The 14871-nt window shown below is 60.2% G+C and carries 12 protein-coding genes; 2 read left to right on the top strand and 10 right to left on the bottom strand.

What is annotated here, in order from left to right; genetic code table 11:
* Window positions 1-48: 48 nt before the first annotated feature.
* The 9 genes from AC5ZG1_RS18725 to AC5ZG1_RS18685 form a co-directional block, all read right to left on the bottom strand.
* A complete protein-coding gene (locus AC5ZG1_RS18725) occupies window positions 49-765 on the bottom strand; it encodes an STN domain-containing protein (protein ID WP_496133714.1) in 717 nt (238 codons plus the stop codon).
* A 762-nt stretch (window positions 766-1527) separates the two neighbouring features.
* Window positions 1528-2220 carry a response regulator transcription factor gene (locus AC5ZG1_RS18720; RefSeq protein ID WP_130222713.1) on the bottom strand — a complete coding sequence of 231 codons (693 nt, stop codon included), beginning with the start codon at window positions 2218-2220 and terminating at the stop codon, window positions 1528-1530.
* Between the two features lie 383 nt (window positions 2221-2603).
* Window positions 2604-4331 carry a tetratricopeptide repeat protein gene (locus AC5ZG1_RS18715; RefSeq protein ID WP_496133713.1) on the bottom strand — a complete coding sequence of 576 codons (1728 nt, stop codon included), beginning with the start codon at window positions 4329-4331 and terminating at the stop codon, window positions 2604-2606.
* Window positions 4332-4465: 134 nt separating this feature from the next.
* Complete coding sequence (locus AC5ZG1_RS18710; protein ID WP_496133712.1) at window positions 4466-5872, bottom strand: HlyD family type I secretion periplasmic adaptor subunit; 1407 nt, start codon at window positions 5870-5872, stop codon at window positions 4466-4468.
* Window positions 5835-8213, bottom strand: coding sequence for a peptidase domain-containing ABC transporter (locus tag AC5ZG1_RS18705; RefSeq protein WP_496133711.1), 2379 nt, complete (start codon window positions 8211-8213; stop codon window positions 5835-5837). Before AC5ZG1_RS18705 ends, AC5ZG1_RS18710 begins: the two co-directional genes overlap by 38 nt.
* 103 nt (window positions 8214-8316) lie before the next feature.
* Complete coding sequence (locus tag AC5ZG1_RS18700; protein ID WP_456641215.1) at window positions 8317-9432, bottom strand: TIGR03118 family protein; 1116 nt, start codon at window positions 9430-9432, stop codon at window positions 8317-8319.
* Window positions 9433-9761: 329 nt separating this feature from the next.
* A complete protein-coding gene (locus tag AC5ZG1_RS18695; protein WP_496133710.1) occupies window positions 9762-10229 on the bottom strand; it encodes a RidA family protein in 468 nt (155 codons plus the stop codon).
* Window positions 10230-10524: 295 nt separating this feature from the next.
* On the bottom strand, window positions 10525-10923 hold the full coding sequence (locus AC5ZG1_RS18690) for an NAD(P)/FAD-dependent oxidoreductase (RefSeq protein WP_496133709.1): 399 nt from the start codon (window positions 10921-10923) through the stop codon (window positions 10525-10527).
* A gap of 613 nt (window positions 10924-11536) precedes the next feature.
* Window positions 11537-11755, bottom strand: a complete 219-nt coding sequence (locus tag AC5ZG1_RS18685) for a hypothetical protein (RefSeq protein WP_456641219.1) — start codon at window positions 11753-11755, stop codon at window positions 11537-11539.
* A gap of 206 nt (window positions 11756-11961) precedes the next feature.
* Between AC5ZG1_RS18685 and AC5ZG1_RS18680 the strand changes: the two genes are divergently transcribed.
* Both AC5ZG1_RS18680 and AC5ZG1_RS18675 read left to right on the top strand, forming a co-directional pair.
* Window positions 11962-12627, top strand: a complete 666-nt coding sequence (locus AC5ZG1_RS18680; RefSeq protein WP_456641220.1) for a sensor histidine kinase — start codon at window positions 11962-11964, stop codon at window positions 12625-12627.
* Window positions 12609-13385 carry a Crp/Fnr family transcriptional regulator gene (locus tag AC5ZG1_RS18675; protein ID WP_496133708.1) on the top strand — a complete coding sequence of 259 codons (777 nt, stop codon included), beginning with the start codon at window positions 12609-12611 and terminating at the stop codon, window positions 13383-13385. The genes AC5ZG1_RS18680 and AC5ZG1_RS18675 overlap by 19 nt, the downstream gene beginning before the upstream one ends.
* Window positions 13386-13945: 560 nt before the next feature.
* Here AC5ZG1_RS18675 and AC5ZG1_RS18670 read toward each other — a convergent pair.
* Window positions 13946-14803 carry an SDR family oxidoreductase gene (locus tag AC5ZG1_RS18670; protein WP_496133707.1) on the bottom strand — a complete coding sequence of 286 codons (858 nt, stop codon included), beginning with the start codon at window positions 14801-14803 and terminating at the stop codon, window positions 13946-13948.
* Window positions 14804-14871: the final 68 nt, after the last annotated feature.

The raw sequence follows: 14871 nt of genomic DNA, 5'->3' as shown, positions 1-14871 counted from the left end.
CTTGTCCCGCGAGCATCGTACGCGCCCGCTGTCTCGCGCACCGACATGCTAGCGCCCGGCCTTCTGGTCGACGGGTGATGCGCAGAGCCTCGCATCGGCCGCTGCTCCCGGCAGCGCAACCATGGTGATCGGCTGCGGCATCTGCGCCGGTGGCGGTTCGGTCATGCGTGACTTGCCAAGCGTCGCCAACAGCATCCGGTGACTTGCCTGTTCGCCGGCCGATCCGTCGAGCTCTGCGTGCTGCACCAATCCCGACGAACTGATCCACAGCTTGATCACCAGCCGATAACTCACGGGACGCGTGTCGGGATACCGGCACAGAATGCGCAGGATGTCGTCTTGCACCACGGCGAAATAGCGCTGATATTGGCCATCCCGGGCGATCCGTGCCGTGGCGAACGCATGCGCCGTATCGTCGCCGGGATGAATCAGCAGGTAGCTGTTTTCGCGCGCGCGCAGTGGGACGAGTTCTGTCCCTGCGAGCAGGTCCCTGAGAGCATCGTCACGCGCAAGGACGCCGGTGACCGCAGAAGATCGCCGTCCGATCGCCGCTGCGCCGTCGTAATACACCTCGGTCCCGGTCGCCGCGCAGAACGCGTCTATGGCAGACGCCAGAGGTTGCGCGGGGATGTCGAAGGAAGTCGCTCCCGCCGGCGATGCATGTGACAGAGCCAAAACCATCATCGAATGCGCGACAACAACGGCAAGATCCCGTGTGATCACACACTTCCACCAGCTGACGATGTTGATGAAATGCTGGTTCATCTAGGCAAACACGAGACTCACGGATGGCTGCGGGTCGATCCGTTACGAATTGAACCAGACGCCGGTCAATCAGAAACTCCTCCCAACTTACGACGCTGCGCAAGACGGTATTGTGACACGCCTCGACTACGGACCTAGTGTCACCCAATGCTAAACGCCGTCGTTTACTCGAAAGGCGTCGTCTCATCCCAAACTAGTCATCGATTTCGGTGCTTGATGCGCGGCGCTGTATCAAGCCTTGAAGAGGTAAACTTGCACCTCTTGCGCAAGATATGCTGACATGATGCCGCCGCAACGGGCCTCACTGATCCCTACCTGGAGCGATTGTTTGGAGCACCTTAACGACATAGCGCTGTCGTCGAGGTCTTGAAGGTCGAGAGCTTCCGGCGATACGGCGGAGGCGATCGGCGAGACTCACGAAGTCAAGTGTGATCCGGCCGCGCGGATCATCAGCCGCGCGAGGCTGTCGAAAGTTGAAAGAGGAAAGCCGAACTATTCCGATCGCGGGCAAGATTGCTCGCGGGCTCGGGCTAAGCCTTTCTTTGATCGTTGGAGGCGCTGAAGCATCCGGTGGCGCGATCCGGGTAGTGCCATCCAGCGCTCGATTGACGTTCGTAGGCAAAGCAAACGGCTTTGAGCACGAGTTGCCTTCACCGCCTTCAGATATTCCAGGTATCGAGGTGCTGCGCCACGGGATCGCGCGTGAAAAGGCTGGTGTAGGTCGTACACCTCGACCTCGGTCCGAGACCCAACTGTGAAGTCTCAAGCAGAGGGCCGGACACAGAATCCCACACCGCGAACTGTATGAATGATTGGATAGGCTTGTTCGCTGTCGATCTTTCTTCGCAGACGTCCGACGTAGACATCAATAAGATTCGTCGCAGGATCGAAATGCAGACCCCAGACGTGCTGCAGCAGCAGACTTCGAGTGATGACTTCGCCGGTATGGCGAGCAAGATACTCCAGGAGTCTGAATTCCCGGGGCCTTAGCCCGATCTGTCGGCCGGCCCGGGACGCGGTTCGAGCCACGAGATCCATCTCCAGATCGCCGACCCGCAGTACGGTTTCCTGGTGAACAGAAGTGCCACGCCGCGACAGCGCATCAACACGAGCAAGCATTTCTGCGCAGGCGAACGGCTTCACGAGGTAGTCGTCGGCGCCTGCACGCAGACCGTCCACGCGATCAGCAACTGCACCGAGCACACTGATGATCAATACGGGAGTCCCGATTCCGTCTTGCCTGAGACGGCGGATGACTTCGATCCCGTCGATGCCCGGCAAAATGCGATCGACGGTCATCACGACATATTCGGCGGCGCGACCAAAGCTTAGCCCCTTCTCGCCGTCGGACGCGATCGTGACGTCATAGCCAGCGGCACCCAGGCAGCTACCAAGCTCCCTGGCGGTCCACCAATCATCCTCGATGACGAGAACACGACGCGCGCAGTTCGGCATGACATCACCTCCACCGCGGGTTGCGGGCTTCGGGATTGTGTCGGTCGCATTGAGACGTCAATGCACTAACACCGCCGCTGGTGGACAATTCCGCAAGCACTTGGGAGACGACCAATCATTTAGGACATTGGTGGGATCGAGTGGGTACGAAGCCTGACCATTCGCAGTAGCCGCGGTTCGATTCACGCGTTCAGCCTTACAATTGGATCGAGTGTGCCGGCGTGGCTTTGCTCGATAGGGCGAACTGCTAGTGCTAGACGCTTGGCCGGCCGCTCAGTCGATCAGTGGTGGCGCGGTGCACTCGGTGAATTGCCCCGGCAATGGTATAATAATACCTAAAATACGTATAGCGATTTTTCACGCGCAGACTGTTTAAGGCTGCATCAGTGATCCGCGAGATCCGTGACATGACGTGCCCGTTCGCATGGTTGCGTCGGCAGCATGGGGCGAATGGATGCGAGATCGAGCTCTGCGTCCGCCAGCCCCTGAGCTGCCGCACGCCCTAGCCATAGACGTGCCGCTTCCGGATCGCGCTCGCCGGCCAGCCCGCGCGCTAAATATCGACCCAGCATTTTCTGAGCTTCCGCATGCCCCCGCTCAGCGGCCGCTCGGAACCAGTGCTGCGCGACCGTACGGTCGGTCGGCACGTCATATCCACCGCCATTCAGCAAGCCTAGCGCGAACATGGCGCCAACATGACCCTTGCCGGCAGCCTTCTCGAACAACACCGTTGCCGCGAGAGGATCGCGCGGTCCACCCCGGCCGTTCACCATCATTTCCGCCAGGGCCGCTTCGGCGTCGGCGATGCCGACCGCGGCGGCGCGCGAAATCCAGGCGCGGCCCGCTTCGGCGTTTGCCTCGATGCCACGTCCATCGACAAGCATGCGGCCATACCAGTACTGCGCGTTCGCGACTTCGTCAGCCGCTCGGCGCAGATACTGCGTCGCCTGCCACTCGTCGCGCTCAACGCCAACGCCATCCGCCAGACAGAGCCCGTAGTTGAGTGCCGCCACCAGATCGCCGGCCGCGGCTGCCTGCTCGAGCCAATGGCGCGCCTTAGCCAGATCTTCGGGGTTCCCATCAGCGACACCTCGCAGAAGAAGGTTCGCGAGATCCACCCGGGCCTGCAGATCGCCGGCGTCAGCGGACATCCGGAGCCAGCTCGCCGCCTCTCTCGGATCGCGCGCCACCCCGGCGCCGGTCAGATAAAGCAAGCCAAGCGCCCGCGCCGCCGTGTGGTGGCCGGCCTCTGCCGCACGACGGAACCAGATCGCCGCCTCTGCGTAGTTGGGCGGCAGCGAGCCGCCCCTGACGTATAAGTCGCCGACAAGCGCCGCCGCATCCGGATCACCAGCTAACGCCGCCCTGCGCAGCCACGACTCGCCTTCTGCCGGGTTTGGCTTGACTCCAAGCCCGCACATCAGTGCGCGTCCCCAGCTTGCCTGGCCGGAGCGATGGCCCTTGACGGCCGCCTGCCGGTAGAGCTCGGCCGCGACCGCGAGGTCGCGTTCCGTTCCGACCCCGCGTTCGGTCATCACACCAAGCAGATAAATCGCCGGTACCAACCCTGCCTGTGCCGCACGCCGGAGATTTTCGACCACCTTGCGCCGCCCTTCGTCATCGGTGACCGACGGCGCCAGCGACTGTGCGTATCCCAGCGCGCCCTGAGGACAACCGGCTTCCGCAGCGCGCTGATACCACCGGCGCGCCTCCTCCAGGTTGCGCATCGATTCCGGGCCGGAGGTCAGGATGTAGGCGAGCACAGCCTGTCCGTCTGCGGAGCCATGCTCGGCTGCCCGCCGCGCCCATTTTTCCGCCGCCACAAAGTCGGGCTCTAGCGCCACCTCGCCTGAGAACAGGCCTGCTACGGAGGAGCTGCCTGCAACGGCTTGCCGATTCCCTGCGGTGCCGGAGCCGTGGATGTGCAGCACGGCGAGCAACCACTCGGCCTCAACATGATCCTGAGCCGCGGCGCGCGCGAGCCAGCGCACGCTCTCCGTGACGCTGGCCGGGACGCCCGAACCGTCCAGATAGCAGCGGCCGATCCGGTATTCGGCCTCTGCGCTGCCAGCGACGGCGGCACGGGCGAACAGCATGAAGGCCCGCGTCATGCGGGACTGTTGGTTCAGGTGAATTGCGCGCCGCACTGCCGCCGATGACGACAGCAGGCTGATGACACGATCGAGAACACTCAACCGCGTTGTACGCGCGTTCTTGCGTCTCGTGGCGTCTTTGTCGGCGCGTCTCATGGCTCGCGCATCCCCTCCGACATCACTGGTAGAATTCGGCCAAGGAGGTAAGCCATGACGGTGCGCTTGCCGACCTTGATGTCGGCGGCAACCGGCATGCCCGGCATAATGTGAAAGCCAGCCGGCAAGTCGTGAAGCATCAACCGGTCGAGGGTGATGCGCGAACGGTAGAAGGGCTCGGTGTTGGCAGGGTTCACAGGAACCGAGCCAGAGCGAGCCTTCGTGTTGTCTTGCGTGGTAAAACTGTCGGCGCTGATAGTGCGAACCGTTCCATACGCCAAGCCGTACTGTGTCGACGGAAGGGTGTCGAATTTGACCGCTACCGCGGCACCGATGTGGACGAAGCCGTTATCACGCCCTGCAATGTTCGCTTCGATCTCGAGCGGAGCATCGACGGGCACCAGCGTGATCAGTTGCTCGCCCGTTTGCAGCACGGAGCCTTCCGAAACCTTGGCAACCGTCAGCACCGTGGCGTCTCGTTCGGCGTGCAGTTCGATCAATTGGCGCCGCAACAGCGCCTTGTTCAGCGATTCCCGGGCATCGCTCAGTTTTCGAGATCCTTCCGACAGCGCCTGGGCGATCTGGACGCGCCAATTCTGCAAATAGGCGTCACGCTCGGCAATCATGGCGGCGAGTTCGGCCTTGGCACTCTCGCCCGTCTTGACGGCGGTGGACAGACTGCGCTCGATCTCGAGCCTGTTGTCGGTCGCGATCAAGGCGTTGAGCTGACTGCCGACTTGCAGTGCCTCCAATTTCTTGCGCATGGATTCCACCATTTGCGCGACGGCCAACCGCTCGCGGAAAGCCGTCGCATCCGCGGCCGACCGCGCCGCTGTGGCTGCCTGGGCATCGATCCTTTGACGATACGACTCCAGCTTTGACTTCCGTTCCGACTCGCGCTGCGCATAGATCGCAGCCTGCAGCAACATCGGCGCATCAACTCCGGAATATTGGAAGGACCGGTCCTCCACCTCCGCCTGCATGCGCGCCACCTCGGCTTGCAGGCTAAAGACCTGGGCTTGCGTCGCGCCGACATCGGCGCCGGCGAAGGTAGGATCAAGCCGAGCAAGCATGTCGCCCCGATGAACGCTTTGCCCTTCCGTCACGTCGATCGAGCGAACAATCGATGTTTCCAGCGGTTGCACGACCATCATCGGCGCCTTGGAGACAACCTTTCCTTGCGCCGTCACGACCCTGTCGATCGGGATCAGCCCCATCGCCACGATGCACGCGGCGAACATGCTGCCGATCATCCAGATCGTCCCGCGCGCCGCGACTGGCACAGGGGCGGCGATGATGGCCTTGGTCGGCGATTGGAATTCCAGGAGCGCCGGAAGCGTCGAATCCTCCGGTCGGCTCGTGAGACTAGCTGCGCCGGACTGGCGAGTGGGCAAGAGCGACATGACATGGCCCTCGACTGTCGAGATGGCGGCTCTGTTGCATCCAGAGCTGGCGGTAGATGGCGCAGCGTTCGAGGAGCAAGCGGTGCGGCGCGATGTCAACCATCTTGCCTCTTTCCAGGACAAGGATCTGATCACAGTCGATCAACGACGACAGGCGATGCGAGATGATCACCATGGTCCGGCCGCGCGCGATGCGAAGCAGACTGGCGTTCAGGAGCGCCTCGCTCTCCGGGTCCAGCGCGCTGGTCGCCTCGTCCAGGATCAGGATTCGCGGATCATTGATCAGTGCGCGTGCAATTGCAATCCGCTGTCGCTGTCCGCCTGAAACGTTCGGCGAGCCTTCCTCGATCTGCGTCTCGTAGCCATTCGGCATACGCTCGATGAATTCCTCGGCGCCGGCGAGGCGCGCGGCGAGCACAGCGTCGTCCAACGTCAACCCGGGCCGTCCGGCGATGATATTGTCGCGTATCGAGCCGCGGAACAGAAAGTTCTCCTGCAGCACGACACCGAAGCTCTGGCGCAGGTGACGCAGATTGATCTCGCGCACGTCGTTGCCGTCGATCTTCAGGAAGCCGCTGTAGTCGCGGTTGATCCCTTGCAACAGCCGCGCCAGCGTCGATTTGCCGGATCCGCTGCGCCCAACGATGCCAAGCATCGTGCCGGCCGGTACCTCGAAGGTGACGCGGTCGAGCGCGGGAATCTTCGTGCCTTCATAGGTGAAGCTGACATCCTCGAACGAGATGGCGCCGGCAAATCGCGGCAGGAGCCCGCCAAATACTGCCTCCGCCTCCGGCGACCGATTCAGCACGGACGCGACTTCGCCGATCGCGGCTGAAACCCCTTGGTAATCCTCAATCAGACGCGCCAGCCCGACGAGCGGCTGGGCGACGCGCATGCTGAGCATCATGAAGGCGAACAGCGCACCGACCGCATAGCCGGTATTGTCCGCCAGGGCCATGTAGGCGCCCACCAGCACGATGCCGACTGACATGAAGCGTTCGATCGGGGCGACGATCGTCTGTGGCCAGTTCGTCAGCTTGCCGAAGGCGAGGCGCCACGCCGCGGCATCTGCGACACGCGCGTCCCACAGCGCCTTGCGCTGCGGCTCCAGGGCGAGCGATTTTATCGTCTTGATGCCGAAAACGGTCTCGCCTAGCGCCGATGCCTTCTCGGTCTCGGCGCGAACTACCCTGCCGAACACGTGTCGCAGCGGCCGCAAGAATGAAAGAATAACCAGCATGATCGACGCCGCGCAGGCCAGAACCATCGATGCCAGGAAGGTGTTGAGATAGAATAGGAATGGCAGCAATACGATGAGCGTCGTCAAATCGAGGAACGTGCTCAGCAGCTTGCCGGTGAGGAATTCGCGGACCTTGTACACTTCCACAATCTTGTGCATCGTTTCGCCGGCGGGGTGCCGCTCGAAATAGTCAAGCGGCAGCCGCAGCACGCGGTTGAAGACATGCAGGTTCAGTTTTGCGTCAAGTCGCATGCCAACGAGGAGAACGATCAGCCGACGGGCGTAGCCGAGGAGGACCTCGAACACGGCTGCAATTGCGAGCAGCGCACTGAGCAGCGCGAGCGTCGAGTAGCTATTGTGGGTCAGAACCTTGTCCACCACGTTCATGACCAGCAATGGCGGAAAGATCGTCAGAAAGCTCAGCGTCAGCGATGCAAGCCCCACATCGCGCAGCGATCGCCGCTCCTGCAGCACCAGGCCGGCGAGCCAGCTCAGGCCAAACGCCCTGTCAATCTCCGGCTGCCCCCGCCGCGCGCGCAGCACGACCGCCTCGCCTGACCAGACCCGCTCCAGCCGCAGCCTGTCCACGGCAATGCCGCACTCGCTCGCGCAAGCGCGAGGATCCCTGAGGATGACCACATTGTGCTCGGCATTCACGCCGACCAACAGTCCGGCGCCACCATCGGTGAACAACAGCACCACCGGCCCGGCGTCCTGCAACCGCATCAGTTGACGCCATCGCAGCCGTACCGCTCGTGCCCACATGCCGGCGTTTTGCAGCCAGGCCGAAAGCGCTGCAGCGGACGGCATTTGTTCACCATGGATACAGGGAAACTCGCGCGGATCGAGCTCCATGCCATGGAATCTGGCCGCATTGATCGCGGCCGCCAGGCGCGGGTGAATCTCGTCGCCGCCGGCACTGCCATGGCGTGCCGCGCCATTCCTCACCGCACGACATCCCTCGCCGGGACTGGCTGCGGATACCAGCCCCGCGCTATGGGTGCCCAAGCCGAAAGTCTGCCCGCTCAAGAGCTCCACGAGCGGCCCCTTCCAATCCATCTTCAACCCAACGGGCGAGGCATTCGCCTCGGCGAAGCACACGTTGTCGCCGCTTCAAGCTTCGGCGGAAGCGTGCGTCGTCCTCGTTTGAGTCACCCGTGCAGCGCGCAAAGCCAAGCGCTATCGCTAAGCGCTGGCCCGGCCCTCAGCCGTGCGGATGCGAGCCCGGCATCGACATGGTGGATCGATCCGGTTCGGGGATCGCCGCCAAGCTGCCAAACAGGCCATGCGCTTCGTTCTCCACGCCGGCCGTAAAGTAGATCTTGTTGGGATCGCTGTTGGCACTGCCGTTGCCGGGAACGAGGGCCCAGAGATCGCCAATGGTGATTGGCGCACCCTTGGCGTCGAGCAACTTGCCCTCAAAATGATCGTTCTTCAAATCGAACGCATTGATCGTGCCGTCACCAAAATTCCCGACAAGAAGATCGTTGGCGAATTCTCCAAAGGTAGAGGGCGCGATCGCAAGGCCCCACGGAGAATCGAGCGGCCCGCGCGACGCCACCCTGTCGAGCAGGTGCCCTTCCAGATCGAACTCGTCGACAAAGCCGTGGCCAGCACCAGCAACGTCATCATGCTTATCCGCATTCTGCAGCGCGAACGTAACGAACAAGTGGCCGTCAAGAACCTGGACGTTGAAGGGCGCATAGCCGTGCGGCAGATGCCGATCGGTGAAGCTGTTCACCTGCTTGAAGTTCTGGTCGAAGACATCGACCGTTCCGTTGTGGAAGTTGGCGGCGAAAAGGAAGGTGCCATCATCGTTGCTGCCGATCGCAAGGCCCTTGTAGACGGCGCCATTGCTCGAATTATCGACCGCGATGACCGAGCTTGTGGGGTCCACCTTGGGATTCCAGCCGGATATGGTGCCGCTCTCGGTTGCGAAGATGAACAGCGAGGACGCCGTCGTTGCATTGCCGTTGATGTCGAGGCCGCTGATGTCGAAACCGCCTCCGCCGTTGAACACCTGCCCAGTGGGATCGGAATGGTCCTGGCCGGGGAGCGCCGCGACCGTTACAAGCTTAGGCCCGGCCGGCATTCCAGCGCCATCATAAATTGTCGTCACACCCGTCCCGTTGTCCGAGACCCAAAAAGGACTGGTCGCGCTGTGGGCAACGCCCCAGGGATTGATGAGGTTTGGATCGATCGTCGGCGCGGCGCCAGGAGTATCCGAGACCAGATTGGTCTGCGTGAAGGCGACCTCCTCCTGCTCTTTGTGATGGTGATGATGGTTATGATGGTCGTGATCCAGACTCATTGCGTCCATGGTTTCCTCCAGTTTCGTAACGCGCGTGTCTTCCGCCCCGGTCAACGGCGCGTTGATCTGAAGCCATCCCCTTTCGGAGGTGACAGCGCTTCTGGAAATGGGAAATTCTGAACGCCCGTGGGGCACGAGCGACGACTTATAATCTGTTCGGACGTCACGCCGACTCAAATGACCTTTTTGTTAGTTTTTTCACGATCGGGTGACAGTTGGCAGATGCGGGTGGTTGATCCTGCTTCGGTGGGGGCGCATCACGGCTCGAACCTGGGACCCGCTGATTAAGCGTCTGCGGCTTGGTCATTTGACCAAGCCGCTCCATGACCAACCCGACACTATTTCTTCAGTCGCGCATAGAACGTTCCATCGACCTCGGCGATGTCATCCTGACCGAGCTTTCGAACCTCGAGAACAGTACGTGGCGGATAGGGCCCTTTACCCCAAAGATCTTCCTGCACCTTATTCACCACAGGACGTAAACGCACGACATCAGATACATAGATGGTCAAGCGTACCGCATCTCTTAGTGACGCACCCTCGGCAGCGGCGATCTGCTGCATATTGACGAACATCTGGCGGATACGTGCCTCCTCGCCTTCAACGAGCTTGTTGGTGGCAGGATCGATACCGCGCATGCCGCCGACAAACACAAAATCGCCAGCGCGAGCACCTGCGCTCCACGATCCGGTCGGCTTCACACCTCCGTCGACGGACGGGATGATCTTCGCTCCGTCAGCACAAGCCGGGCTTCCTATGAAAACACAAGCCAGAACGGTGGCGAGCAAGCGTGAATCAACAGTCATGTATATCCTCCAGGTGAAAAAAGAAAACTCGGCTTTCGCGCCTCAGCAACTGAGAACGACTACATCGATCAATTTTCCGACCACGGACCTCGTCGTCGCTGACAGAATGGCGCGTCAATAAAGCGGTGCTCGGAGGCATACATCGCCGTTTGTGCAGCAAGGTGCGATGCGATGCTTTGCAGGAACTGCTGCTCATACCGAACCGCTTTCGTCCCGTCGTTTTGCGTAAGAAGTCCGACAACGCTTTCGGCTGCCTGAACTCCGCTCCACAGGGCGGTAGCAAGTCCGTTCGCGCCTACCACCATCCTATCGCCACAGCCTCAACAAGCGTAACCGGGATGGCCTCAACGTCCTCATCAAGCGTGAAGACACTGTAGCAGGCCACGAGCTTGTCGAGGCGACGGAGCGTCACCGCCGGACCTGCGGTCACAGCGGAGCGGCCTGAACAATCGACCAACAGCCGCGTATTCACCGATGATCGGTCAGCAAGCTCAACGGCGATTCCGGTTTCAGATCTCGAGAACTGCCGGGCTCCACAAAAAACGCGACTTACGCCATCGACTTCAAGTGTTTCCGCCATCCGCGCCTCAAGCCGATAACGATCGATGTGCCAGCCCGACATTTCTCCCTGGTGGAACACGCTACGACGCAGCGCTCTATTACCCCACACGGAATAGCTGCCCTGACTGACCAACGCCGTCTCTGCATCAAGCAGGCCATGCCATCCTAGTGTTTCCAGATGAGGCCCGCCCGAAACGACAGCGTTTCGCCGCATCGATGAGCGCTGAGATCGAAGCAACCGCTACGCTGGACATCACGAACCCGCACATGAAATGGAGCGGCTATCGCACTGGTCCAAAGCCGACGATCCGCGTCGAGCCTTACAGGACCAGCGAGATCGTCGACCATCCACTCGAAGATGGCGACGGTCGATCGCGAAGCGTTCCTTTAAAGAGAACCTCTGGCGGAGCATCACCAGAGGTCTTGGAGATTTACGTGAATAGAAAAGTGCCTCCTTCTCGCTGGTCAAGACTTATAGGCGTCGCCGCCGACGCTAGAAGTTGCGCCGTGCCTGGAAATGAAGTGACACGGTATTCTGCCCGGCGAAGGTGTATGATTGCGGTATTGGTGCTGCGGGAGCAAAGACAGAACTGCCCGTCATCGACGTATTGACGTGGGCCCACAACACTTCACTCGAGAACGTCAGGTTCTTCACTGGGGTCCAGCGCGCGAAACCAAACGGGGGCACAACTGCAACCGGGCTTTGGGCCCTTAAGCGCCGCATGAATATTGGGCTAAGGCCAGAGCTACTCGGCAGCTTTATTTGGCATAACGGAAAAATCCTTCGACCTCTGGCCGTCTACGGCTTCCGCAAATCCTTCGGCGGCCAAGCCCCGTTTGAGCAACTCTCGGATTGCGGCGGCCCTGCTCGGCATCCGCTTTGCGAATCGCCACGTATCGATGATCCGCAGTTCCGCTCCCGTCAGCATAATTTGGAGCCGCTCGGCCCTGTTGAGCTCACCCATCTGACTTTCCCCGTCAGCCGCGTACTCCTTCAACCCATGAAGCCTAAAATAAGTTCCTAGCTAATTCTACTCACTTAATGCCGAGCGGGGATTAAACAGTCATAGCTACAAAGACTTTCTTTGAGGAAATAACCTATTGAACTTACTACAGTTTTGTTGATTTCCAACGTCCTCAGGCGCACGCTATCGTTTGGAGGACGAGAAAGATGTCAATTCTGATTCAACATGAGTTTGTCGGGCTGGCTGAGGCCGATCACCGGATAGGCAACAACTTAGCTAGCTTGAGCGGGGTTATTCGCCTTCAGCGCAACACTATCTCAAAGGGCGGCAAGACCTTTACGACTCCGCAAGTCTGCATGTTGCTCGATGACATCAGTGCGCGCATTGAGGTCATGGCGAAACTCCACAAATGCTTGGCTGTGACCATAAACAGCAACGGAGTAAGACTCGGCGATTTCTTGCGAGAAATTTCCGAAACGATCAGCACGCTTGGCTCGGAAGGAAGAATGGACCTAACGGTCGAAAACGCTTGCGACGGCGACATCGACCCGCGTCATGCGCTTCATGTCGGACTGATCACCGCAGAGCTCCTGACAAATGCCAGCAAGTATGCGCATCCGTCGGGTCTAGTGGTTAAGGTCAATGTACGCTGCGAAACGAGAAACGATGGCTCATTGATCGTAGAAGTGACGGACGACGGGGTCGGTTTCCCGGAGAATTTCGATCCGTCCACCGATGGAGGACTTGGATTTAAGCTAATGCGATCTTTAGCAAACGGGCTCAATGCGGAACTTCAATTTGAACACGACAGCCTTGGTGTTCGTGCGCGGCTGGTAAAGCCGAAGCAAATGCAATGCCAGCCCAAAAACTGATCGAGCGACTGCAAGCTTCGATCGGTTTGTCCGAGCACGACCGAAGCAAGCTAGTGAACATGCCGGAGACGGTGAAGACGTTCGCTGATGGCGAGTATGTCTTGCGCGAAGGCGAAAGAGCATTCCACTGCGCAGTCGTGATGAACGGATTTCTTGTTGGTCAAAAGATTGTGGGGACTCGAAACCAGATACTGTCAGTTTACGTGCCCGGCGATATGCCGGACTTACATACGTTGCATCTATTGCGCATGGACCATGACCTATGTAGTGCCGGCCAATCTACGATTGCCTTTGTACAGCACGATTTTCTCAGCGACCTACTGATGAATTCTCCGACGCTGACGCGTGCTTTCTGGCGTGAGACATTGGTCGATGCCGCAGTCTGCCGCGAATGGGTCGCCAACTTGGGATCGCGCGACGCGTTATCCAGAGTGGCGCATGTTTTCTGCGAGCTTGCGACCCGGCTCGAAGTCGTAGGGCTTTTGCAGGAGGATCAGTTTCGTCTTCCGTTCACTCAGCAGAATCTCGCTGATATTTGCGGCCTTTCGACTGTGCACATCAACCGCACCATACAGGAGCTTAGGCGTGACGGCTTGATCGAATGGAAAGGCCGCGTCGTGACCCTGTGCCGGCGCAAGGAGCTTGAGCTCGTGGCCGAGTTCCTGCCGGACTACCTTCACCTGTCGGAGGCCAAACAACCTGAGAGTCGCATGCGACATGCGCATTCTAAGACTGGGCCAAAGCGGGCAATGCTCTGATCGAGCAGAACGTTCTGCATATCGCGGATAGCGAGGATCGGAAGTATAAGCGCGCCCTTTTCCGCATGCATAAAGGAAAGCCCCGTAAATGAACGGGGCTTCCTCGGTTCTCATTGCTTGTCGGTGGCTCCAGGCTTCGAGCCGCCGCTCTGGGAAGAGCCAGTGCCACTCAATGACGTAGGCCCGCCGGAAGTACCGTTTGCTCCGCCGGGCCCGGTGGACGAGCCTGCGGTGCCCGTTCCTTGTGAGCTGCCCGTGGTGCGGCCAGCGGAGCCAGCCGTACCGCCCGTTCCAGAAGACGAGGAGCCGGCAGATGCACCAGCGGAGCCGCCACCCGCACCACCGCCTCCGCCTCCGCCTCCCTGAGCGAACGCGATCGACGTTGAAAGCGCGAAAGCGGCAGCCAAACCAATTGTAGCCAACTTCATGTCGATGTCCTTTCCAGTTGATGTCCTTTCCAGTTGATGTCCTTTCCAGTTAGAGGCGCGTCAACTGCTTGCGCATGACAGCGTTCCTAAGCGCAGCGGTCGCTAATGGTACCGCCGGCCGTTCCCCCAAGATCAGATGAACGGTTTGCCGCCTGTGACTGCGATGGTGGTGCCGGAGGTGTAGCTCGACAGGGGATCGGCCAGCATTACATAGGCGGTAGCGAGTTCAGCCGGCTGCCCTGCCCGCTGCATCGGCACCTGCTTGCCGAAGTTCTTCACCGCCTCTTCCGGCATGGTGGATGGGATCAGGGGAGTCCAAATCGGACCGGGAGCAACCGCGTTCACGCGGATGCCCTTTTCAGCGAGCATCTGCGCCAGTCCGCCAGTGAAATTCTGAATTGCTCCCTTGGTCGTCGCATAGGCCAACAGCGTGGGATTCGGCATGTCAGAATTCACCGACGCCGTGTTGATGATTGCACTGCCGGCCTTCATGAGCGGCACCGCTGCCTTCGCGAGATAGAACATCGCGTGAATATTCACTTCAAAGGTGAGCCGCCACTCCTCGTCACTGATATCGCCAATATCGTTGAACGTCGCCTGGTGCGCGGCGTTGTTGACGAGGATATCGACGCCGCCGAGTTCGCTTGCCGCGCGGCTGACCACTTGCCTGCAGTGCTCCGCATTTCGGAGATCGCCTTCGACAAGGACCGCCTTGCGCCCCTCCTTCTCGATGAGTTGTTTTACTTCTTGAGCGTCTTCCTTCTCGTTGAGATAAGCGATCAGGATATCTGCCCCCTCGCGCGCGAACGCGATGGCTACCGCGCGACCAATACCGCTGTCGCCGCCGGTTACGATGGCCTTCTTTCCCTGCAACCGGCCTGACCCTTTGTAGGTGGCCTCGCCGTGGTCCGGAGGAGGCTTCATAGCCTGCGTGGATCCCGGCATGGATTGCTTCTGGATGGGATATGGCGGCTTTGGATAGTTGATCATGTGTATCTCCGGTCGAGGCGTGCTTGGTTCCTGAATCCAACCAGGACGATCTGTGGCGCGCTGAACTG

The sequence above is a fragment of the Bradyrhizobium sp. Leo78 genome (assembly GCF_059512425.1).
Note: the sequence above shows the minus strand (reverse complement) of the source record. Positions and strands in the feature narration are given on the sequence as shown.